Here is a 24,020-nt window from a genome sequence, read left to right on the forward strand (position 1 = left end):
TCTGTTTTTATACTGAATATATAATCAGTATCTAATCTTACTTTCATTAGAGATTATACTGCTTGTCCTAACCATCTTGGCGGTTGCTATACTTTAATTGAAAAGTTTGAACAAGAATATTATCAGCCAAGCCAGAAAAATAATTCTCTATCTATATTGCTATTTTTTTTAGAAGAATCTGAGAAAAGTAGAGATGATTTAGTATCAGTTTTAGGGGCAGAAGATTTGGTTGATAATATTTTAAATGGACAAGAGAAGATAAATACAGAACAAGCTCGTAAGCTGGGAGAGTTTTTTAATCTAGACTCTAGTTTATTTATAGAGTAATAACTAAGATCATAGTTCGTAATTGGACTTTAGCTAGGCTAAAGTCCAAGTACTTGTTAAGATGCTAGTAATTCTGGCTGAGGCATTAAATGGAGAGTATGACGCAACTGAGCGATCGCTTGGACTTGATAATCAGCAGTTTCCTGGAATTGATCTAAAGATTCTCTAATTCCTTGCAGCTTTTGCCGTAATCCATCTAGAGAATTCTGAATTGGTTGTAGTGCTTCTTGATAAAGATTTACTCGACCATAGTATTCAGCAGTTGTTCTTCGTAGGGATAGCAAATTTTCCTCCATCGCTTTGAGTTCTTGGCGTTTTTCATCCAAATCGTGAGTTTGATTGTCAATCATTCCCTGATTTAGCTCAACACCAGAACGAATTTGCTCAATTTCACGTTCCAGCTTTTGGATTTCCTGTGAATATTGTTGTCGCTGGGTTTCAATTTGTAACAGAATCGGTTCTAAATTAATTTTGTTGTTACTTTCTTCTTCAGTAACAGGACGTCCTTGCCGCCGTAGCAGTACAGCTTGGTGTTGCTTGAGAAACTTCTGGTGCTGTAGCATATTGCGGCGTTGTCCCACCAAACTGGAATTTAGCATCTGATAAAGGTCTTTTTCATCCGTTAGTTCCAGTTCTAAATTGATGTGGTCATGGTCAGATGCGTGATTTAATTTAGTTTGGAGTTCTTCTATAGCTTCTTGTTTATATTTCAGTTCTTGTTCTTGATCGTGAACAAAGCTAGCGTCGATTTCTAACTTATGCTGCAAGTCTTGCACTATCTTTTGTAGTTCTTCTAAAGGCATTTTCTTCAAAGCCTCCACATCAGCTTGCTTACCGAGAACTACATCACCAGATGTTGCAGCTAAAGAGTGCATCTGTTGATATAACTCTTCGGCGTTTCGTAACTGCTCTTTGACGAGCCGAGCATACTCTTGCTTGCTGGTAAGGTCTGCTGTATTTATTTGTAATTGGGCTGTTTGCTGAACTAGAGAATTTTGTGCCTCTTGCAATGCATTTTGGCGATCGCTAAAAGTTTGTGATAAGCGCTCAACTTCTTCTTGCTGTTGTGCGATCGCAATTTTTTGCTCCTCTAGTTTTTGCCAGTGCGGGGTGAGAGTCGCTTGCTGCTTTTCGACCAATTCAAAGGCTAGATGCAGGTGTTCTCTGACTGTTTGTGTAGGAGCAACACGACTAGATAAGCGATCGAGTAACTCACTCATTACTCGACTTTGCTCCTCATCCAAAACCGTCCCTTGTTGAAAATCCGCTTGGCGTTCCTCTAGGCGACGCTGCTCTCCCCGTAAATGCTCCCAAGCACCTTCCAACTCTTGGCGGTTGCGCTCAATTTCTGCTTGCAGCCGTTCAAATTCCTGGCGGGAGGTGTCAACTTCCTGTTTTTGCTCCTCCAGATGTTGTACCTCATCCTCCAATTCTTGCAACTGTTCTGCTCGTACTTCCATGTCCATTTCACGGCGATTCAACTCTTGCGCCTGAAATGTTAATGACTGTTTCCACTGATCGATCTCATCTTCCTTAAGCTTAAATTTCTCCAACTGGCGGGAAAAATTCTGCAAAATGTTGACGAGTGGACGCCCTGCTTCTTGAATCCGCTGCACTTGACGATTCGGATTCAGTTCAACCAATACTAAAGCGCCATCATTTAATTTGCTTGCGTCCTCAGCGGCAATCACTTCTTCCGACACAGTACTCCAATTCTGGTCAGTTCGCTGACAAGCTAGCAGTTTCAATTCGGTTTTAGCACCGCCACTGAGTAAACCACCTTTCTGTTTTTGTACTTCTGCTAAATACAGCACACCGTTTGTCCTTTATTGATGCACTTAAAGTTTGTGTTTTGAGATATACCTTAAATAATTCTGTTAACTTGTCTGACTGAACCGAGGTTTAGGAGAACAAGACAGACAAAACTATAGACGCGAGAGGTTACGTCTTGATACTTATAGAAGCGATCTGGTCGCGCCTTTATATTTTGTACTGATGACAGTGATGATGACTTCCGTGTTAACACTAGCTTTGTCAAAGTGTATTACGAAAGATGAAGGTTTATAGCTTAATGTATTCCCTAATGACAATCAGAACAGAGTAAAAATCTTTTCAATACTCCATAATCAATACTTAAAGAAGAAGTCATAATTCACGATTCAGAATTCAGCAATACTTAAGGAGTACTTTTTAGCTAAATGCAGGGAAATTTAAATGAAATTGATATTTGCAGTATCCTGCAATTGATTGAATTGGGACAGCGAACTGGGCAACTATGGGTGGAAGCTTATAGCTCTCACCATAACAACAAACTGGGTGGAGATGGAGCAAGTATTTATCGCCCTAAACAACAGTCTTGGTTTGTTTTTTTCCTTAATGGTCAAATTATCTATTGCCAAGCAGGCGAGAGTAGTTTATCCAGAATTAGCGATTATTTACGTCATTATCGAGTTGAGATGCGACTCACCGACAAACAAATTGTCTCACTACCACCAACCGATGCGCCAGAATATGCCTATCTTTGGGCACTCTTGGAGCGGAATATCATCAACCCAAAGATAGCTGGTAGTATCATTTCCGGTTTAGTGCATGAAACTCTGTTTGACCTGCTGAGTTTACGCCAAGGTAACTTTATTTTCCATCAGGGTGCGGCGCTTGCCCCGCAATTAAACACTTTTGAGATTGCTCCATTTGTGACAAAAATTACGAAGCAGTTGCAAGAGTGGAAGCAACTCTATCCACACATTCAGTCTCCAGAACAATTGCCAATGCTATCTGACAAAGTTCAGCTACAATCTTCTTTACCAGAAGCAACCGTGAATAAGCTACAACATTGGGCTGATGGTAAAACATCCTTGCGACAACTAGCTCGCCATCTCAACCGAGACATTTTGACCGTCGCTAAGGCAATATACCCTTATGTGCAACAAAGTTGGCTGAATTTAGTATATTCCGATACTAACTACCCAGATATACACACGGAGGGCTGGGAATTGAAGGAAAAACTGAGGGGACGGATAGTATGTATTGACGATGCGATCGCCATCGGTGAGACTATAAATTCCATCTTACAACCACAAGGTTATGAAGCGATCGCTCTTACCAATCCCTTAGAGGCACTGAGTCTGGTTTTTAAACTCAAACCGGATTTAATTTTATGCGACATTGCTATGTCGGAATTGGAAGGATATGAGGTTTGCGCCATGCTGCGACATTCAACAGCATTTCGGCTCACGCCGATTATCATGCTTACTGGGAAAGATGGGTTTATCGATCGAGTCAAAGCTAGGATGGTCGGAGCAACAGATTATTTGACAAAACCGTTTACAGACACTGAGTTACTCATGCTCGTAGAGAAATATATCAACAACCAATGAAAATTGGGCATTGGGCACTTGTACCGAGCGTTCGCGTAGCGTCTCGTAGAGAAGTCGTTGGCGCAGCCTCTCCAAGAGTTGTATTGGGCATTGGGGATGGGGCATTAATTATTTTTCCCTCATCTCTGGAGTTTATGGGGCATATAAAAGAGATCGAAGATTTGTTGATCTACTAAAAGATGAGTAAAAAGATGTTATCACAGAGTCAGCTAACTCAGTGAAACGTCAATATCCAGGAAAATAGTGAAAACCTAAAATTAATTTATACAGTTAATACTTGCGGAGGAATCAGGGAATGTTCCAAATAGGAACGTCTACATCAGGAGGTAAATAGACACTTATGAGCACAGTTCTGATTGTGGAAGACAGTATCGCGCAAAGGGAGATGATTACAGACCTCCTGAAAGCAACTGGCCTAACAGTTACCCATGCTAGTGATGGATTAGAAGCATTAGAGGCAATTCAAATAGCACCTCCAGATTTAGTGGTATTGGATATTGTCATGCCCCGAATGAACGGCTACGAAGTTTGTCGGCGGTTAAAATCCGATCCAAAAACCCAAAATGTCCCAGTGGTTATGTGTTCTTCTAAAGGTGAAGAATTCGATCGCTATTGGGGCATGAAGCAGGGTGCAGACGCTTACATAGCCAAACCGTTTCAACCAACCGAGTTGGTAGGAACAGTCAAACAACTGCTGCGAGGATAAGGATAAAAACAACATGGTCAGCAAACCGGACTTTTTAAGTGGCAGCGGTCAAGACCACTTTCGACCAGAATTACAAGTAGAAAGTCCTGAAGGTGAGTTACATTTGAGGTTTTACATTCCCTCGCATCAGGAGTTTGCACTACAAGCAACTGGCATCCGGGAGGTAATTGAACTAAGTCCTGATAGAATCACCCCGATTCCTAATGCTTCTCCTTTACTTTTGGGTACTCTAAATTTACGAGGTCGAGTTATTTGGGTGGCCGATTTGGGTCAATTTCTTGGGGAAGCAAGTGTGTTAAACACGGATAGAGCTGAAATTTCGGTGATTGCTATTGAAGAGCAAGACACAATAGTCGGTTTAGCAGTAGAGGAAATCGGTGGCATGGACTGGTTGGATGTCCAGAATCTGATGCCACCAACTAGTGTTCCAGATACTATGGCTCCCTTTTTACGTGGAGAGTGGCCATTAGGTGCTAAAAGCAACCAGTGTCTACGACTGCTCGATCAAATGGCAATTGTACGGAGTGCTAGGTGGGCAGGATGAAATTGGAGGAGGAAATGGCAGCAAGTATTGATAATTACGAGCCAACATATCAACAGGCGATGACCGCCTATGTTCAAAGAAATTATGAGGTTGCGGCCACTTTAGTTGACCAAGTGGTGCAAAATTTACCAGATGACCCCAATACCCATTTGTTGCGGGGTCACATCTACTATGTTTTACAGCAGTACGATGTAGCAAAAGAAGAATATCAACAAGTATTAGGCTTGACTAACGATCGAGAAATTATTGGTTTTGCCAAAAATGGAATTGATAATATCAATCAATATTTACAGTCATTCGGTGGGCAGATCGATCCACCAGAAAGTCAAGAGGAAATAAATTCCTCAGAAATATCTGATGTACTGGCATATAGCGAACCAGAATTAGAAGATTTGGGTGCTAATCAGGAGTTTGACAGCGATAACCTTGATTTGAACTTTTTTGGAGAGCATCAAGAAAGTGTAAATGGCGTTGAAGATATATCTTCAAAAAGCCCATTTGATATACCCACAGAAGATAGTATTGGAACAGAAAAAATATCAGATTATTCTATACCTTTTGGTGATGACCCTTTTGCCGTAAATGAAGAATCACAGGAACAAGAGTCAAATAAAAACTGGGAGGATAACAGAGAATTAGAGTTGCCTGCTTTTTGGCAGGAAGGTATCTCAGAAGAAATTCTGGAAGAATCATTAGCAAATAGTCAATTCTCAGATCGTGAGCTAAATTATCCTCACGAAAATTCAAATATTGACAATAATAACTATTCATCTTCTAATTTACAAACTGGTAATAGCGAGAATAACTCTCCTGATTTATTGTTGAGTGAGCCAAAGTTTCCAGAGGAGAGGATTGGAAATTTAGAATATAAAAAATCTCCTTTTGGAGACGAAACTTTACTGATTGTTGCAGAAGAACTGAGAAATGATTCGTCAACAACAAATAAGTTGGAATACGGCAGTCAAGATAACTTATCTGAAACCGAAGCACATAGTTGGTTAGCACCAAAAGATTTGGAAGTAGAATCAGCTTTTCAGCCGAAATTGCCTGAGAAGGATTTATCTTTTAATAGCAATTTACCTCGAGAAGAAAAGCAGTTGAAGTCAGGTGAATTCATCAGTCAAAATAAGTTTGATGACGATGAGAAGTTTGATATGGAAGCATTTGAGTCTGCCTTTGGCTCAGATGGTTTAAACTCTTATGAAGATTCAAGCAATATACTAAATGGAGAAAATTCTAAGAGCAATATCGAATTTTTAGATGATTTTGAGGAATTTGACGATTTAGGCAATATTCCAGGGTTTGACCTGATCGAAGGAGATTCTAACTTCGGTGATGCAGCAATCCATTCTGCTCCAGTAGAAACTAGTGATACTGGACGCCTTCAAAGCGCAGAAGCTTTTTTAAGTAATGCAGCTGCTAGCGATCGCGAAGAAGAACTATTCTCAATGACTGGTTCCCATGAAGCCGTTCCAGTCTTTAGCCAAACAGATATCTCGAAACTAGAACCCAATGTCAGCATCGAGCAAGGATGGTTAGCACCATTAGAAAATGCCTCTATCGAACGGAAACAATGGCTAATTGCTGGAAGTGTAGGCATTGTCTCAGCGCTGGTTGTAGCCACAGTTAGCTTTGTCGCCACCACATTTTCGCCACCCCAACAACGAGAATCAGTACGAAACACAGGTTGGGCAATGTCACTAGCCGCAGGGATTGCAGGTTTTGCTACCGCAGGCTTCATGGGGAATCTTACGCTTAAACAAATTCGGCGCACAACTGATGATTTGCAAGCTCAGTTTGAGGCTGTACGTCAAGGAAATTTAAATGCTCAAGCCACAGTGTTTTCCGAAGATGAATTGGGGCATTTATCCACTGGCTTTAATGAAATGGCGCGGGTAATTTTCACAACCACAAGTGAAGCCCAACGCAAAGCCGATGAACAAGAAGAAGCCAAAGAAAACCTGCAACGTCAGGTGATTCGTCTCTTGGATGATGTGGAAGGAGCTGCTAGAGGCGATTTAACAGTCCAAGCGGAAGTGACAGCCGACGTACTCGGAGCGGTAGCTGATGCCTTTAACCTGACAATTCAAAACTTGCGGGATATCGTTCAACAGGTAAAAGTGGCGGCGAAGGATGTGACAAAAGGTGCAACCAACTCTGAAACTTTTGCTAGAGCTTTATCTAGTGATGCTTTGCGGCAAGCAGAAGAGTTAGCGGTGACGCTGAATTCTGTACAGGTGATGACCGACTCGATTCAGCGGGTAGCAGAGGCGGCGCGGGAAGCCGAAACCGTTGCTCGTGATGCTAGTACGATCGCTCTCAAAGGTGGTGAAGCAGTCGAAAATACCGTAGCAGGGATTTTAGAAATTCGAGAAACCGTTGCCGAAACCACTCGCAAAGTTAAGCGGTTGGCGGAATCTTCCCAAGAAATTTCTAAAATTGTGGCGTTGATTTCTCAAATTGCTTCCAGAACAAACTTGTTAGCACTCAATGCTAGTATTGAGGCGGCAAGGGCGGGAGAAGCTGGACGTGGGTTTGCGATCGTTGCAGATGAAGTGCGCCAGCTAGCAGATAAATCTGCTAAATCCCTGAAGGAAATTGAACAAATTGTGATGCAAATCCAAAGCGAAACAGGCTCAGTAATGACCGCGATGGAAGAAGGCACACAACAAGTAATTAAAGGGACAAAATTGGCAGAAGAAGCCAAGCGATCGCTCGAAAACATTATTCAAGTGGCGAATCGCATCGATATTCTTGTGCGCTCTATTACCAGCGACACTGTGGAACAAACGGAAACCTCCCGCGCTGTCGCTCATGTAATGCAATCAGTAGAACTGACCGCGCAAGAAACTTCCCAAGAAGCACAGCGGGTTTCAGGTGCTCTACAACACTTAGTAGGTGTATCCCGTGACTTGATCGCCTCCGTTGAACGTTTCCGAGTGGAAACTATGGAAACCAGATAAATTGTCATTTGTCCTTTGTCGTTTGTCCTTTGTCCTTTGTCCTTTTTATTTGCTAATGACCAATGACCAATGACCAATGACCAATGACCAATGACCAATGACCAATGACCAATGACTAAAAAACTATGCTGCCGGAACAACAACAGCGGATTTTGGGTTACTTTATTGAAGAAGCCAGGGATCACCTGAATACCATTGAGCAGGGCTTACTGAATTTAGAGGGTACCCTGAACGACCCGGAAATGATCAGTGAGGTCTTCCGGGCGGCTCACTCCATCAAAGGAGGAGCGGCGATGCTTGGATTGACTAGCATCCAGCATACCTCCCACCGTCTGGAAGATTGTTTTAAAGTTCTTAAAGATAATCCGGTTCAGATTGACCAAAAGTTAGAGTCTTTATTTCTTGGTGTATCTGATACCCTAAAATCGCTGTTAGAGCATTTGAGCGGGCCTTATGGTCTTTCTGAAGATGCAGCTAATACTTTGATGTCAGAAACTGAGCCAGTCTTTCAATGGCTGTATCAGCATCTGGAACTGCTTGTAGAACAAGGAAAGAGTGGAGCAGCCAGCAGTCCTGACGCAACAGAACTTACAACCTCTGTAGAGAATGTCTCCACACTTACAGAACTTTTCCTGCGGCGAGATATTCCCGATTTGGCAGAAGACACCCATCAGGAATCTTCAGACTCGGTAGCACCTCAAGAGACGCTAGACGCTCGCGGACTCGCTAACGCTACGCTATCGCCAGTCGCAGCTAAAGAAAGTAATAACTGGAGCGAGTTCCAAGCCCAAGTGCTGCAAACACTGCGGGAAATGTTGCAATTATTTAAGCAAACGACAACACCCTCAACTCGGCAAAACCTCCAGCAATGCTGTCACCAGTTAGTCAAACTTGGTGAAACTTGGAATTTGTCCAAGTGGTGTGGTTTGTGTCAAGCAGCAGCCAGTGCGATCGGCAATCCCGAAAATACTTATCTGACTTTAGCTAAAATTGTCATTACCGAAATCAAACAAGCTCAAGAATTAGTCCTGCAAGGTAGAGAAGCCGAAATTGCAATTAGTCAGCAACTAGAAGCACTTTTGAGCTTTGCAGAAATTGAGTTATTAGAAGTTACCCCTGATTTATTTGATGAACAGTCTGCGGTTTTCACAGAATCAAAACAAATTGTATCTGGTAACACCGAGCCTTTTGTCATAACGAACTTAACCCAGACAACTGAAGAACTGAATCTAGACAAAGATAGTAGCGATAGCTATGCCAACGTCTCTAACGAACGCCCCTACCTTCAGTTACAAGGAACACCACTAAACGAAAGTAGAAACACTAGTTTTACTTTCACCACACATGACGAAGCACATCCAATCAGTAATAATCTTGACCCCAATGGGCCAGAGGTGGGAATAGCTGAGTTAAATACCCTTGCCGATTTATTTGACGGTGAGACTCCCGAACTAGATGACAACTGGCATCAAGAAGAAACCTTAGATATTGTTGCTACCGATGACTTTGGAATTGATTTAAGCAGCACTGAGGCTGAAGACGCTCATAACGATTTATCTGACTTACTCTCTTTTAATGAAGATATAAACAACGCGCTACACCCAATAACTACAGCCACAACAGAAGATTTATCCCTGTTATTTGGTAACCATTTCCTAGAAAAAGATAATTCAGAACCGCAAAATCAACAAACATCTGCTACGCCTCTAGAGTTGAGCGATATTAACGAACTTGATATAAATTTAGACTCATCTTCTTCCGAAATTTTACAAGAATTTATTGATATTCCTAGCGATCCAAACCAGACTACTGGTGAGATTGTCCAAAATAGTGCAGTTGAAGATTTCTTGACACTGCGATTAGATGATGAAGAACTATTGCCAACAGGTGAAGTCACTCAAGCAGAAACTGAGCTGTTCGCCAGTGTGGAACTATCTATCAACCAACAAAACAATTTTGATAACTTATTCTTAGAAACTAAAAATGCAAATTGGGTAGAAGAAATTACCCCTAGTGACTACATAGAATTACCTGAGCCAATAGACTTGTCTTTGGACAACCTGTTTGCTGAAATGGAAGAACAGACACAACTATCGACAAGTGAACCAGAAATTAGTGATTTGTTTGATACACCTTTAGCAACAGAACCTGAGTTTTCTCAATCAGAAAATGATCTGAGCAACTTCTGGAATCAGGAAATCACAGAGGAAAAGGACGAATTCGATTCCTTAATTGATCGGAATCTGGAAAGGGTGTTAGACGAAAGTTTGTTTACTGCGGCGGCTGATGACATTTTTGCTGATAATCAGCAGTCCATACCTTCTCCTATAGCCAGTTTTGATATAGAAGAAGATTTTGATATCAATTTCCAGCATCAAGAACAGCTAGATTTGATATTATCATCAGATTCTGGAGATAATTTATTTGATGAATTAACATCAAGTAGCTCAACTATTGACCCTATAATCAACGATACTTACACGACTGAAACGCCTTTGCTCGCGCAGCATCCAGGGGAAGAAATTCTCAGATCGCAACAACCAGAATCTTCAGATTTTGCTCCAGAATTTACTAATCAGCCTCCAGAGATATCTGTTGTCGATCTGGAAGTTAATTTACTAGGCTCTTTTAAAGAAAACTCGCAACTGCTGTTTGAAGATGTCGCGACAAATGACTTGACCTATATTCAGATGGAAACCACAGAAAATACTGTGGATGAACTATCAGAAACTATCAGTTTTAGGGAAACTTCAGATTCAGCATCATCCGAAATACAATCAGATGCCTTGTTCGGCTCTTTTGAGGAGATTCCACAACTGCTGTTTGAAGATGTCGCTACAAATGACTTGACTTATATTCAGACGGAAACCACAGAAAATACTGTGGATGAACTATCAGAAACTATCAGTTTTGGGGAAACTTCAGATTCAGCATCACCCGAAACACAGTCAGATGATTTGTTCGGCTCTTTTGATGAAAATCCGCAACTGTTGTTTGAAGATGTTGCGACAAATGACTTGACCTATATTCAGATGGACACCACAGAAAATACTGTGGATGAACTATCAGAAACTATCAGTTTTGGTGAAACTTCAGATTCAGCATCACGCGAAACACAGTCAGATGATTTGTTCGGTTCTTTCGATGAAAATCCGCAACTGCTGTTTGAAGATGTTGCGACAAATGACTTGACCTATATTCAGATGGACACCACAGAAAATACTGTGGATGAACTATCAGAAACTATCAGTTTTGGGGAAACTTCAGATTCAGTATCATCCGAAACACAGCTAGGTGATTTGTTAGACTCTGAGGATGTCGCCACAGATGATTCCACCTATATTCAGATGGAAATCACAGATAATACTGTGGATGAACTATCAGAAACTTCTTTAGACATAAGTTTTGGGGAAACTTCAGATTCAATATCACCCGAATCACGGTCAGATGATTTGTTCAGCTCTTTCGATGAAAATCCGCAACTGTTGTTTGAAAATGTCGCTACAAATGACTCAACTTATATTCAGATGGAAACCACAGAAAATACTGTGGATGAACTATCAGAAACTTCTTTAGATATCAGTTTTGGGGAAACTTCAGATCCAAGCCAGACAAGCCCAGAAGTTATAGCTACTGAGGAAAATAATAATTTAGAAACTACCTTTGAGTTAACAGAAAATACAGTTGTTGAAAATAATTTATTGTTTACAGAAACTATTGAAGTAGTTGCTCCAGAAGATGAATTTGCAGACTTGGCAGCATTATTAGGAGAGGAAGTAGCACCGTTCTCCAAAGCGAAGAAGATACCAGAAATAGATTTTGCTGCCCTAGAAGAATTGCTAAGTACAGATAACAACAGCGATGTCTACGACGAGCTACGCCAACCCCAGCCCTTCAACACTCAACCAGTCTTAGCTAAAAATGATATTCCATCACCAGCCATAAAAGATGAATTTGGTGACTTGGAGAAATTGCTGGCAGAAGCGAATCAAACAATATCCCATTCTCCTGTAGTAAAATCGAACATCAGCAAAACTACTGGCCCCTCTACTCGTCGGGCTGCGAGATTTGAAGAAACGATGAAGGTTCCAGTTAAGCAACTGGACGATATGAGTAATTTAGTTGGGGAGTTGGTGGTAAATCGCAATACCTTAGAGCAAGATCATGAACGACTGCGACAGTCATTAGATAACTTGCTGATTCAGGTACAACAACTCTCGGATGTGGGCGCAAGGATGCAGGAGTTGTACGAGCGATCGCTACTGGAAGCGTCTCTGTTAGCTGGACGCAAAAAGAAAGACCCCGGCTTACAAGCCCCTGATTCCAATGCCGACAGGGGTTTTAGCGAGCTAGAAATGGATCGTTTTACTCCCTTCCATACACTTTCACAGCAGATGATTGAGCGGATTGTACGAGTGCGTGAGTCGGCTAGTGACATTGATTTTGTTACCGAAGAAACCGAACGAGTCGCAAGGCAGTTCCGCCAAGTAACCACCCAGTTACAAGAGGGATTAACTAGAGCGCGAATGGTGCCTTTTGCTCAAACTATTGATCGCTGGCGGCGAGGAGTGCGCGACAACGCCATTAAGTGTGGCAAACAAGTAGAGCTGGTGATCGAAGGTGGCGATACCTTAATTGACAAGATGATTTTGGATCATCTTACCGATCCACTGACTCACATGTTGAATAATGCGATCGCTCACGGTATTGAAACGCCAGAAGAGAGGCAAGCTACTGGTAAACTACCTGTAGGAATCATTACTATCCGTGCCTTCCACCAAGGCAACCAAACGATCATTTCCGTAGGCGATGATGGTGCAGGTATCGATTCTGCAAGGGTTAAGGCTAAGGCAGTAAAGATTGGTATGATTACAGAAGCGCAGGCAAAAGCTATGTCTCGTCTGGAAGTCTACGATCTGCTGTTCCAGTCTGGTTTTACAATCAAAGACCAAGCAGATGAAATTTCTGGTCGTGGTGTGGGTATGGACGTAGTGCGCTCCGAAATTAGCGAAATTCGGGGAACAGTGAACACCGATTCTGCGATCGGTAAGGGAACCACCTTCACCATTCGTTTACCACTGACTCTGAGTATTTGTAAAGCTCTCTGCTGCGTCTCCGATCGCGCCAGGATCGCCTTCCCGATGGATGGTGTAGAAGATACGCTAGATATATCAGTCAAAAATATTCAGCACGATGCCAATGGGCAATCATTTATTTCCTGGCGCGATACGGTGCTACCATTCCGACCTCTGAAGGAACTTTTAACCTTCAATCGCCAAATCAGTCGCGGTAATGTCTATGGCGGTACCAGAGATGATGATATGGTTTCTGTGGTTGTAGTGCGATCAGCAAATACCCTGATTGCTCTACAGATTGACCTGGTATTGAGCGAACAAGAAATTGTAATTAAGCAATTTGAAGGGCCAGCACCTAAACCCATTGGTGTAGCTGGTGCTACAGTCTTGGGCGATGGTCGGATTATGCCCATTGCTGACGTACTAGAAATAATTGACATCTTCCAGGGACGAATTTCTACACAAATTGGTGGCAATTCTTGGCAACAGAAAACTACTCCCCCAGATACCTCTCCTACAAAGATTGACCCGACAGTGCTGATTGTTGATGACTCGATTACAGTCCGAGAACTGCTCTCCCTAACGTTTAATAAAGCAGGTTATCGCGTAGAACAGGCACGTGATGGTCAGGAAGCTTGGGATAAACTCCGCTCCGGTCTGCCTTGCGATATCGTATTTTGCGACATCGAAATGCCCCGTTGCGATGGTCTGGAATTACTCTCTCGCATTCAGAAAGACTCTAACCTTAACCACTTACCGATCGCAATGCTCACCTCGCGGGGTGCAGACAAGCACAGACAAATTGCAGCTCAACTCGGTGCTAGTGGCTACTTTACCAAGCCTTATCTCGAAGAAGCTCTACTTGAAGCCGCAGCGCGAATGCTCAAAGGAGAGAAACTCGTTAGCTAAACCAACCAAAAGATTGAAGAATTTGGGATGTCTACACCAAATGGCTTTATCCAACCGCGCCAGGGTACGTTGACTAGTCGTTGCTGTCGAAGCAAATTGATGATTTGGAACCGACTCTCACTCGCCATGGCTATGACCTGACGGGCTTGGCTGAACAGTTCAATGCCAAACCGGCTGAAATTAAATTGTTGTTTCGTGGCTAACTTGACTCGGTGCGTGCGCGTGAGTTGCAGGAGCAAATGTTGGCTGCGGGGCTGCCACTTTGAGCAGGTCTTGAGCGAAATCATATACAGGTGAGGACTATGAAGATATTAGTTACGGGCAACGAAGGAATGATTGGTTCAGTTGTTGAAAAAGTTTTGTGTGCCGACGGATATGAAGTGATCGGCTTTGACATTGCAAGTGGTCATAATATTCTAAATCCAAATGAAATTCGTTCGGCACTTCAAGGCTGCGATGCAGTTGTTCATCTTGCTGCGCTACTTGGAAACTCTGAGGACACGCCAGATGAAATAATGGCAGTCAATCTTCTCGGAACTTGGCATATTCTTTCAGCAGCAGCAGAGGCAAAACTCAAACGTGTTGTTTTTTTCAGCAGTGTTGATGTATTAGGAATCTTTAAAGGTGAGAGAAAACCGGACTATCTTCCTTTAGATGACAATCATCCTTGTTATCCAATTACCCCTTATGCCGTTTCTAAGCGTCTTGGTGAAGAAATGTGCAGATATTTTACCGATAGCACAGGTATCCCAACTATTTGTTTGCGACCACCAGGTGTTTTTGATGAAGAAACTTACAATTTTATTATTTCCAATCGGCAAGCCAATCCCGATTTTGAATGGAATCCATTTTGGGAATACGGCGCTTTTCTCGATGTTCAAGACGCAGCAGAAGCAGCACGGTGCGCTTTACACTGCCCTAATCCTGGTCATGTCACTTTGCTGCTATGCGCGGATGATATTTCTTCGGCACATCGAACTAGTCCAGAAATGGCTCAGTCCCTACTTCCTGAAGTAGATTGGCATGGTGGACATGAATATGAACGTGAGCCTTACAAAGCTCTTATTAATACCCAACTTGCTAAAGAAGTCCTCCAATGGATTCCGCGTCACAGATGGCGACCACAAAACAAATAAATTTTAGTTTCCTATAGAATCAGCAATAATGCTTCGTTTTTTTTACTTTATAGTTGCAAATAATCCTGACTCAGTTGCAGTTAATCCTGGCTGAAGCACAATTATAGTTGCATTTAATCCCAGTTTGAAAATGTCATGATTGCAGGTCTGAGCGATTAACATTGCAGGTCGCTACATCTACACGCTTCTACCTCAATTAAAGCTGATACTAGTTTTTAATAGTACAATTGTTCTATAGACATCAATAGCACGTATTGGCCCCGCCAGAAGCCGGGGCTTTCTCTTTGAGAACAATTAGAGTGTATACCCCAAGTCTTGGGTCTATCTTTGTAGTATGTAAAGAAGCACTTTGACCTAAGACTATGCCTTCTTCTGAAAAATCTCTCACTTACCCAACCAGCCATAAGAGTAATCAAGCTGATAATTACCACGGTACTTTAGTTGCAGACCCTTACCGTTGGTTAGAAGATCCTGACTCGGAAGAAACAAGAACTTGGATTGAGGCACAAAATCAAGTTACGTTTGGCTACCTGAGTGAAATTCCTGCTAGGGAAAAAATTAAACAGCGCCTTACCAAACTTTGGGATTATGAAAAATATGGTATCCCTTTTAAAGAAGGCGAATCTCTACCAGACGGTTCCACCGAACGCTACTTTTATTTCAAAAATGACGGACTGCAAAATCAAAGTGTCCTTTACACTTTGAAAACCCTCGACGACCAACCCAAAGTTTTACTCGATCCCAATAAACTCTCAGAAGATGGCACTGTTGCTCTTTCGGGATTGTCGATTAGCGAGGATGGTAAACTTTTAGCTTATGGTTTATCCTCCTCTGGTTCTGATTGGCAAGAGTGGAAAGTACGCGATGTTGAAACTGGTGAAGACCTCCAAGACCATCTGAAGTGGATTAAATTTTCTGGCGCATCTTGGACACACGATCATCAAGGTTTTTTCTATAGTCGCTACGATGAACCAAATGAAAAAACTCGATTAGAAGATGTCAATTATTATCAAAAGCTCTACTATCATCAACTAGGTAAACCTCAATCAGAAGACGTACTAATTTACCATCGTCCTGACCAAAAGGAATGGGGTTTTAGTGGTGGCGTTACTGAAGATGGACGTTATCTAATAATTTCAATTTGGCTGGGTAGTGATTCCAAAAATTTGGTTTTTTCCAAAGATTTGACTAATCCTAACGCAGAAGTATTAGAAATAATTAACCAATTTGAGGCAGATTATAGCTTTATCGACAATGATGATAGCATCTTTTATTTTCGCACAGATTCAAATGCGCCACGGGGACGAGTTATTGCGATTGATACGAAAAAACCTGCTAAGGAAAATTGGCGAGAAATCATTCCCCAGTCAGCAGAAACTTTGGAAAGTGTTGGCATACTTAATAACCAATTTGTTGCTGATTACCTCAAAGATGCTCACAGCCAAATCAAAATTTTTGACCTCAAAGGTGCGTTTATTCGAGAGGTAGAACTACCCGGACTCGGTTCAGCAGGTGGCTTTGGTGGTAAGCGTTATGATACTGAAACTTTTTATAGTTTTACCAGCTTTACAATACCAGGTACTATTTATCGCTACGATATGGTAACTGGAAAAAGTACTATTTTCCGCCAGCCGCAGGTAGATTTTAATCCTGATGATTACGAGACAAAACAAGTCTTTTATCAGAGCAAAGATGGTACTAAAGTGCCAATGTTTATTACGCACAAAAAGGGTATTAACTTAGATGGAAATAACCCAACTTATCTCTATGCCTATGGGGGTTTTAATGTTTCAATGACACCTGGTTTTTCTGTGAGTCTTTTGGTGTGGATGGAGATGGGTGGTGTCTATGCTATGCCTAATATTCGCGGTGGTGGAGAATATGGTGAAGAATGGCATCAAGCAGGGATAAAAGATAAAAAGCAGAATGTCTTTGATGACTTTATTGGCGCTGCTGAGTGGTTGATTGCTAATAAGTATACTAAGACTGAGAAGCTAGCGATCGCAGGTGGTAGTAACGGCGGTTTATTAGTGGGTGCTTGCATAACGCAACGTCCTGATTTGTTTGGTGCAGCTTTACCAGCAGTCGGCGTTATGGATATGTTGCGGTTCCATAAATTTACCATCGGTTGGGCTTGGACTTCCGAATATGGTTCAGCAGATAATCCAGAAGAGTTTCCAGCACTGTATGCTTATTCGCCATTACATAACATCAAACCAGATACAGCTTACCCAGCAACCTTAATTACCACAGCCGATCATGACGATCGCGTTGTCCCTGCTCATAGTTTCAAATTTGCCGCCGCTTTACAAGAGGCTCACGCAGGTGATGCGCCAACGCTAATTAGAATTGAGACTAAAGCAGGACATGGTGCGGGTAAACCCACGGCTAAAATTATCGAAGAAGCCGCAGATAAATGGGCTTTTTTGGTACGTGCTTTAGATGTGAAATTTTAGCAACTTTGTCGGGTGGGCATTGCCTACCCTACGAGACTAAACTAACTATCGCCCTGACTAACTTCTCTGGCTCTACAGGTTTTGTAATGTGAGTTTGAAATCCTACCTGAAGTGCTCTTTGTTGGTCAATTTCTGCGGCATAAGCGGTTAGTGCGATCGCCCGAATGTTTCCTCCTTGATTCGGTGGGCGAGATCGAATTTGCTGCATCAGCATATAGCCGTCCATCTCAGGCATACCTATGTCACTCACTAACACGTCAGGAGTGAACCGCTCTAGAGCTTGCAAAGCTTCTAAGGCAGAAGCGACGGCTGTCACATTTGCCCCGCTTTCTGACAGCACAAATGCCTGAAACTCGCGGGTATCTGGCTCATCATCCACCAGCAAAATTTGAACGCCGTCTAAAGGCACTTCTGCTTCTGTCTGTATGTGGATTGGCTCGGATAGGATCGATGTTGCCTGCTGCATGAGGGGCAATTGGATGATGAAAGTTGCGCCTTGATTCTCACCCTGACTTTCTGCTGTCACCGTGCCCCCGTGCATTTCTACAATTTGCCGCACGATCGCTAACCCCAATCCCAACCCGCCAAATTTGCGTGTGGTTGAGCCGTCTTCTTGACGAAAATACTCAAATACATAGGGCAAAAACTGTTGATTGATGCCCTTGCCAGTATCGATTACCCGAATCTGAGCTAGCCCGTCGAGTTGCCGCAGTTCAACGGTCACTTGTTTGCTGTTGGGTGTAAACTTAACTGCATTGGTAAGCAAATTCCACACTACTTGTTGCAAACGAGCTGCATCGCCAAAAAGCAGAGCGATCTCAGAGTCAAGATCGAGAGTAATCGCAATATTTTTTGCTTCTGCTGCCAAACGCACCGTTTCCACGGCGGCAGAAATCACAAAGGTCAAACTGACCGGAGCCGCTGTTAAGCTGAGTTTGCCCTGCATGATGCGCGAGATGTCGAGCAAGTCTTCGATTAGTTGCGTCTGTAAATTGGCATTGCGCTCGATAATTTTCAAGGCTTCAGCTCTACGAGCTTCGCTCAGTTTGCCGTTTTGTAGTAATTGCGTCCAACCCAAGATCGGGTTGAGAGGCGATCGCAATTCATGGGACAGCACCGCCAAAAACTCATCTTTGATTCGGTTGGCGCGATCGGCTGTTTCTCTTGCGGCTTGTTCGCGGGCAAGGAGTTGTTCTCGTTCTGCCTCAATGCGTTTTTGCTCAGTGATATTGAGTACAGTGCCGACAAAGCGTTGTGGATTGTCGGCAGCATCAAAGTAAGCCTGTCCTCTGGCCGCAATCCACCGTTCAACCTTATCCTGAATCCCGATTGTGCGATATTCTACGTCATACTTGCCGTTGCTTTTTGGATTCAAAGTCCATTGCAGCACCTGTTCTATTCGTTCGCGATCGTCGGGGTGCAGTCCGGCAAAAAAAACCTCAATACTGCTCTCAGCTTCTGGTGGTAAGCCAAACATGGCTTTGCAACCCTGATCCCAAATCAATTGATTGGTGATGAGATTCCAGTCCCAGGTGCCTAAGTGGGCAGATTCGATCGCCATGCGGAAGCGGTTTTCACTGTCGCGCAAGGCGGCTTCGGTGCGGGCGCGTTCGATCAGCGGAGCGACACGCGCTGCAACGTTTTCCAGCAACAACATCTCATCCGCCGTCCAATGGCGCGGCTTGTTGGAACTGACTCCGATCGAAGCTACCCAACGCCCTTCACGGACAAACGGTGCGATGACGTAAGATTGCAGATTGATCAGCGTGTAATTGTCGGCGAAATCCTTTGTCCACGGATGCACGTTCACGTCATCAATCCCGAACGGTAAACGTGCCGCCGTTTCCCACCATTCCTTCGCGCCGAAAAGGGAAAGGTCATAAGTTCCAGCAAGATCCGATCCGTCGAGCCGCCAATCGGGTAGAACCGTTACCTGGCTGCCGTCCGGCGTGACATCGAGATAATAGCAGCGATGCCCGTTCAAAAACGTTCCGACTTCGCGCGTGACGATGCGGTTGATTTCCACTGCATCCGTCACCGTGCCGAGTCTTCGGCTTAACTCGGTCAAAAACTCCACTTGTCGTTCGGCTTGTTTGCGCTGGGTGATGTTGCTGAAAATAATGGCGACTTTATGCTCTTCCGGCTCGTCCACCGGAAAAGCGTACAAATCGAACCAAAACCCCATTGCTTCGGAATTGTTGACCCACCTTTCGGGCTGTATTGTTTTGACGACTTTTCCGAGAGTTTCCGCCCAGTGCGGCTCAATGTCTGGCACCAACTCGCGGATGGTTTTGCCAATTGCGTTTTCGAGCGCGGTGATATTCAAGAAGGCCGGATTGGTTTCAAGAAAGCGGTAGTCAACTGCCTTGCCGGCATCGTCGAATAAAACTTCGACCAGACAAAAACCTTCGTCAATCGAATCGAACAGCGTGCGGTATTTCTCCTCCGATTCGCGCAAGGCTGCTTCGGCGCGGGCGCGTTCGACTGCCGCCCAAGTGCGCTCGGCTACTTCTTCCGCCAAGGACACCTCGTTTGGTGTCCAATCTCGCGATTCGGATGTGTGAACTGCCAGCCCAGCTACAAATTCGCCCCTCTTGACCAGGGGTATACCGATGTAGGCACCGATCTCAATCGCGGCGTAAGCCGATCGCTGATCTGGGGACAGGTTGGGATCGGCTTCCACATCGGACGCGGACACGGTGCAACCAGTGCGGTAGGCTGCGAGTAGCTTGGGGCCAAACGAATCAATTGGGTAGTTGCCAACGAGTGCTGCGGCTTTGTTAACATAATCACACTCAACGACGTAATCAGCGCCGCGAACCTCGAAGTACGCTACACGGTTCGCGCCAAGATATTCGCCAAGCACACGGCTGGCCGTAGCCTGAATCTCTACTGGGTCGGCAAGTGGGCGGAGCGCGTCGGTGAGAGAGAGGCGGAAAGCATTAAATTCGGCGGTTTGCCGCGAAATTTCTTCTGAGAGTTTGCGATCGCTAATATCTTTGAAGACAATGGCAACTTTTCGCGCTTGGGCTTCACCCATGCGACAGGCATAGACATCGAACCATCGGTTCATTGCAACAGAGCCATTTTCAAAGCGAGCAGGTTCACCCGTTAGAGCAACTTGACCGTAAATCTGAATCCAATGGTCTTCTAAATCTGGAACTAACTGACGCGCTGTTTTCCCGACTGCTTGTCGAAGTCCTGTTTGTTGCTCAAAGATAGGATTGATTTCTAAGAAGCGGTAGTCGATTGGCGTATCATTTTCGTCAAATAGCACTTCAATAATGCAGAAACCTTCGTCGATCGACTCAAACAGCGTCCGGTAGCGTTCTTCGGATTGACGCAGGGTTGCGGCAGTTTGAATCTGTTCGGTAACATTCTTGAAATAAACGGTGATACCGTTTAGGGTGGGGTAGGTGCGAACTTCGTACCAGCGATCGCGATCCGGGTAAAACGCAGTCATTGACGCAGCTACACGATCGCGCATGGCGCTCCAGTGAATCTGCTCCAACTCATTGCCAATCAATCCTGGATATTCTTCCCATAAAGTCTTGCCAATTAAATCCCCTGCCACACGATCGAGCAGCATTTCGGCAGCTTGATTCACATAGGTAAACATCCAGTTCTCATCCAGAGCAAAGAATGCGTCTGTAATACTCTCTAGAATATTCCGGCTTTGCTCCTCGCTTTGGCGCAAGGCTTGCTCTACCTGTTTACGTAAGCGAAGCTCGTCGTAGACATCGGTGATGTCTCGCGTCACGCCTGCCACTGCATCTACTGCGCCGTTTATGCCGAAAAGTGGCACAAAAATGTATTCATAGGTGCGTGTGCCGATTGCGCTGGTGTAGGGCGATTCATCCTTGAGCGGCTGGCGCGTGGCGATCGCCTGTTGAATCTGTTGCTGAAGTCTGGTTGCTAAATCGGTTGGATAATCCAGCTCAAAAAAGTTCTTTCCCAAAGCTTCATCCGAAGTTTTCTGCCAAAGATTGAGCAACGCCGGGTTGACATACGTGAACCGTCCCGTTAAATCAAAGGTGTAAATAAAATCGGGAATTGCAGCGACGAGCGCATCGAACTTCCGCTGTTGTCCTTCTAGTTGGGTGCGGCTCTCGCGTAATGCTGCTTCAGCACGGGCACGCTCGACGGCTGCCCACGTCTGCTCTGCTGTTTCCTCGACTCGTTTCACCTCATCTTCCGTCCACTGGCGAGGGTTTGCCTGATGCACCGCCAGCAACGCGACAAATTGATCGTTCTTGATCATCGGCACATCAATATGCGCGGCAATATCGATTGATCGATATCTTGCCCGATCGCTGGCTGTGTATTTAGGGTAGTTTGCCACATCAGGAACGATCGCCGTTTGCCCAGCTCGATGGTCATCTGTCAGGTTGCGTCCGAAGTCTTCCAGATGGTACAGCCCGCTCAGTTCGGCAACGCCGTTCGTGTAGTTCTTGTGAACGATAACCTCTTTGCCGCTCGGTAACACTTCAATGTAAATAACGCGGCTTGCGCCTAGAGACTCACCCAGAACAAGGGCAGCGATCGCCTGAATCTCATTAGCATCAGTCAGCAGGCGTAGCGCATTGGTGAGCTTGACTCGAAACGCATCGGCTTCGGTAACTTGAGGCAAGGTATCTGTTAATGTGCTAACCGACAGCAGATCGGATTCTAGCTGCTGGACTCGATCTAGTTCTGTCAACAGGATCTGCACAGCCGTTTTTAGGCTGTCCGACCAGGTTTCGACGGACCCTAGCGGCGTTTGCGACCAATCGTGCGATCTCAACAATGCACCGATCTCGCCACCACCAACAAAGAGGTTTTCAGCCCTTGCCTTGCGATGAGCAGCCCATCCTTGGCGGTGTCGCATCTCCCGTTCTAAAGCCTCAACTATTAAATCATTAAATGATTCGCTGCCTTCCTTGAATTTCCTGGCTTTTGCAAGCAAGTCAGGCGGAAAACAGATTGTTAAGGCTTCGTATTCCATAGCAATGAGTGTAACCAGATATTGATACCATTTATTGTATTCTGCCCATAAATAGTACGACTGGGTTTGGTTCCACTCTTTTATCTGCAATCAGAGGGTGAGTCTTAATATTGATAGATGAGTTAAAATTCAATCAATCACTCTAGGCAAATATTAACTATGAGATGGGAAGAAGTTTGCGAACACAAACAATTACAAGATTTACCCTTCAAAATTGAATTAAATAAATGGGGTCAAATCGTCATGAGTCCAGTCAAAATTAAACATTCTTTTTATCAAGGAAGAATCCAACGTTTATTGGAATCTTTATTAAATACAGGAGAAGTAATGCCAGAATGCGCTATTAACACATCAGACGGTGTGAAAGTTGCTGATGTTGTCTGGTGTTCAGAAGAACGATTTTCTCAAATTGAAGATGAAGTATCAGCGTCTATTGCACCAGAAATTTGTGTACAAGTCAAATCAACTGGTAATACTTTAGAAGAAATGGAATTTAAAAGAAATTTATATTTAGAAGCTCAAGCTATTGAAGTATGGTTATGTAATGAACAAGGTCAAATTAAATTCTATAATCAGCAAGGTGAATTAGGACAATCTTTGTTAGATCCTAAGTTTCCTAAACAAATTAAACGTTAATTATAGAAAAGAGGGGAGAGAGCGTAGTTTACCGCCGTAGGCATCGCCTAAATTACCTATTTTTAAAATATATATTAAAATTATTCCTAAACTCTACTTCGATGCTGAATTAAAATCATCGTTACTTGATTTAAATTATTATCTATTTCATAAATGACACGATATTAACCTTGGTAAAGGGTGAAGGTAAACAATTATTTACTTTTACCCTTAATGCTTTGCTCTTTCTAAGCAAAAAGTTTAATATCTTTATCCTTGCTTGTATAGTTAAAACGCGACAGCTTGGGCTGTACCAGTCAAATGGATTGTCGTATAAGTTTGTCTTTGCCCCTGGTTGAATTTAGGAATTACAGAAAAGAGGTTTGTTGTTGTGATTCCCTTAGTTTCAACTGGCGCTGAGTTGCTTTTTCCAAGGTTTATACGGGGTAAGATCAAGGTAAATACAGTATTGCCAGTATCTACTGTCTTACGGAGAGTTACAGTTACTAGTGTACCAATTTCTGTTTCTACACTACGGATCTGCTCAGTACCTGTAAAATTTAATGTCTGTTGCTTATCTTTATAGGTAAAAAGGGGCTTGCCAGTAAAGCTTGTCGTTGAGTAAGTAATGCTGACATTCTTCCCTTGGAACTGGTATAAGTTTGGTACTGCTTCTGAGGCTTTAGCTGATAATACAGGTATTGTTGTTAACAGCATACCTAATGTTAACGAGCCAATTAAGTTTTTTGTTTGCATATTTCAAAAAGTTATTGGTAATTTGAGAAAGATACTTATTTAAATTGGATGACAATAACAATATGTCTCAAATCAATTTTAAAAAATGATATCTCGAAAATAGTGTCAAATGGAACACATTGTAAAAGTTGTTAATATACTTACAATGATTTTCAAAATTCGGTAAAATTTT

At 43.4% G+C, this 24,020-nt stretch carries 13 protein-coding genes; 10 read left to right on the plus strand and 3 right to left on the minus strand.

Going from position 1 to position 24,020, the window contains the following annotated elements; genetic code table 11:
- Window positions 1–156 precede the first annotated feature (156 nt).
- Window positions 157–327 carry a hypothetical protein gene (locus V7K41_RS19520; RefSeq protein ID WP_334850786.1) on the plus strand — a complete coding sequence of 57 codons (171 nt, stop codon included), beginning with the start codon at window positions 157–159 and terminating at the stop codon, window positions 325–327.
- 56 nt (window positions 328–383) lie between these two features.
- Here V7K41_RS19520 and hmpF read toward each other — a convergent pair whose 3' ends face one another.
- Window positions 384–2,141 (minus strand): pilus motility taxis protein HmpF, encoded by a 1,758-nt coding sequence (gene hmpF, locus V7K41_RS19525; protein ID WP_334850788.1) that lies wholly within the window; start codon window positions 2,139–2,141, stop codon window positions 384–386.
- A 384-nt stretch (window positions 2,142–2,525) separates the two neighbouring features.
- On the opposite strand from hmpF, the gene V7K41_RS19530 reads away from it, so the two are divergent.
- From V7K41_RS19530 to V7K41_RS19565, 8 genes are all read left to right on the plus strand, one after another.
- Window positions 2,526–3,704 (plus strand): response regulator, encoded by a 1,179-nt coding sequence (locus V7K41_RS19530; protein WP_334850790.1) that lies wholly within the window; start codon window positions 2,526–2,528, stop codon window positions 3,702–3,704.
- Window positions 3,701–3,880, plus strand: a complete 180-nt coding sequence (locus tag V7K41_RS19535) for a hypothetical protein (RefSeq protein ID WP_334850792.1) — start codon at window positions 3,701–3,703, stop codon at window positions 3,878–3,880. The genes V7K41_RS19530 and V7K41_RS19535 overlap by 4 nt, the downstream gene beginning before the upstream one ends.
- A 164-nt stretch (window positions 3,881–4,044) precedes the next feature.
- Complete coding sequence (locus V7K41_RS19540) at window positions 4,045–4,410, plus strand: response regulator transcription factor (protein ID WP_069073698.1); 366 nt, start codon at window positions 4,045–4,047, stop codon at window positions 4,408–4,410.
- Window positions 4,411–4,423: 13 nt separating this feature from the next.
- On the plus strand, window positions 4,424–4,954 hold the full coding sequence (locus V7K41_RS19545) for a chemotaxis protein CheW (protein WP_334850794.1): 531 nt from the start codon (window positions 4,424–4,426) through the stop codon (window positions 4,952–4,954).
- 14 nt (window positions 4,955–4,968) lie between these two features.
- The gene (locus tag V7K41_RS19550; RefSeq protein ID WP_334850795.1) at window positions 4,969–7,917 is read left to right on the plus strand and encodes a methyl-accepting chemotaxis protein; all 2,949 of its coding nucleotides are present in this window, start codon (window positions 4,969–4,971) and stop codon (window positions 7,915–7,917) included.
- Window positions 7,918–8,042: 125 nt separating this feature from the next.
- Window positions 8,043–13,901 carry a hybrid sensor histidine kinase/response regulator gene (locus V7K41_RS19555; RefSeq protein ID WP_334850796.1) on the plus strand — a complete coding sequence of 1,953 codons (5,859 nt, stop codon included), beginning with the start codon at window positions 8,043–8,045 and terminating at the stop codon, window positions 13,899–13,901.
- 302 nt (window positions 13,902–14,203) lie between these two features.
- The gene (locus V7K41_RS19560; protein ID WP_334850931.1) at window positions 14,204–15,037 is read left to right on the plus strand and encodes an NAD-dependent epimerase/dehydratase family protein; all 834 of its coding nucleotides are present in this window, start codon (window positions 14,204–14,206) and stop codon (window positions 15,035–15,037) included.
- Window positions 15,038–15,399: 362 nt separating this feature from the next.
- Window positions 15,400–17,493, plus strand: coding sequence for a prolyl oligopeptidase family serine peptidase (locus V7K41_RS19565; protein WP_334850797.1), 2,094 nt, complete (start codon window positions 15,400–15,402; stop codon window positions 17,491–17,493).
- A gap of 28 nt (window positions 17,494–17,521) precedes the next feature.
- Here the strand turns inward: V7K41_RS19565 and V7K41_RS19570 are convergent, their stop codons facing one another.
- Window positions 17,522–22,360 carry a PAS domain S-box protein gene (locus V7K41_RS19570; protein ID WP_442943233.1) on the minus strand — a complete coding sequence of 1,613 codons (4,839 nt, stop codon included), beginning with the start codon at window positions 22,358–22,360 and terminating at the stop codon, window positions 17,522–17,524.
- Window positions 22,361–22,636: 276 nt separating this feature from the next.
- Here V7K41_RS19570 and V7K41_RS19575 point away from each other — a divergent pair, with 276 nt between their 5' ends.
- Window positions 22,637–23,113, plus strand: a complete 477-nt coding sequence (locus V7K41_RS19575; RefSeq protein ID WP_334850801.1) for a Uma2 family endonuclease — start codon at window positions 22,637–22,639, stop codon at window positions 23,111–23,113.
- A gap of 267 nt (window positions 23,114–23,380) precedes the next feature.
- Here V7K41_RS19575 and V7K41_RS19580 read toward each other — a convergent pair whose 3' ends face one another.
- Entirely contained in the window at window positions 23,381–23,848 is a 468-nt protein-coding gene (locus V7K41_RS19580) for a hypothetical protein (protein ID WP_334850803.1), read from the minus strand.
- Window positions 23,849–24,020: the final 172 nt, after the last annotated feature.

This window comes from Nostoc sp., from assembly GCF_036917415.1.
Classification (GTDB): domain Bacteria; phylum Cyanobacteriota; class Cyanobacteriia; order Cyanobacteriales; family Nostocaceae; genus Nostoc.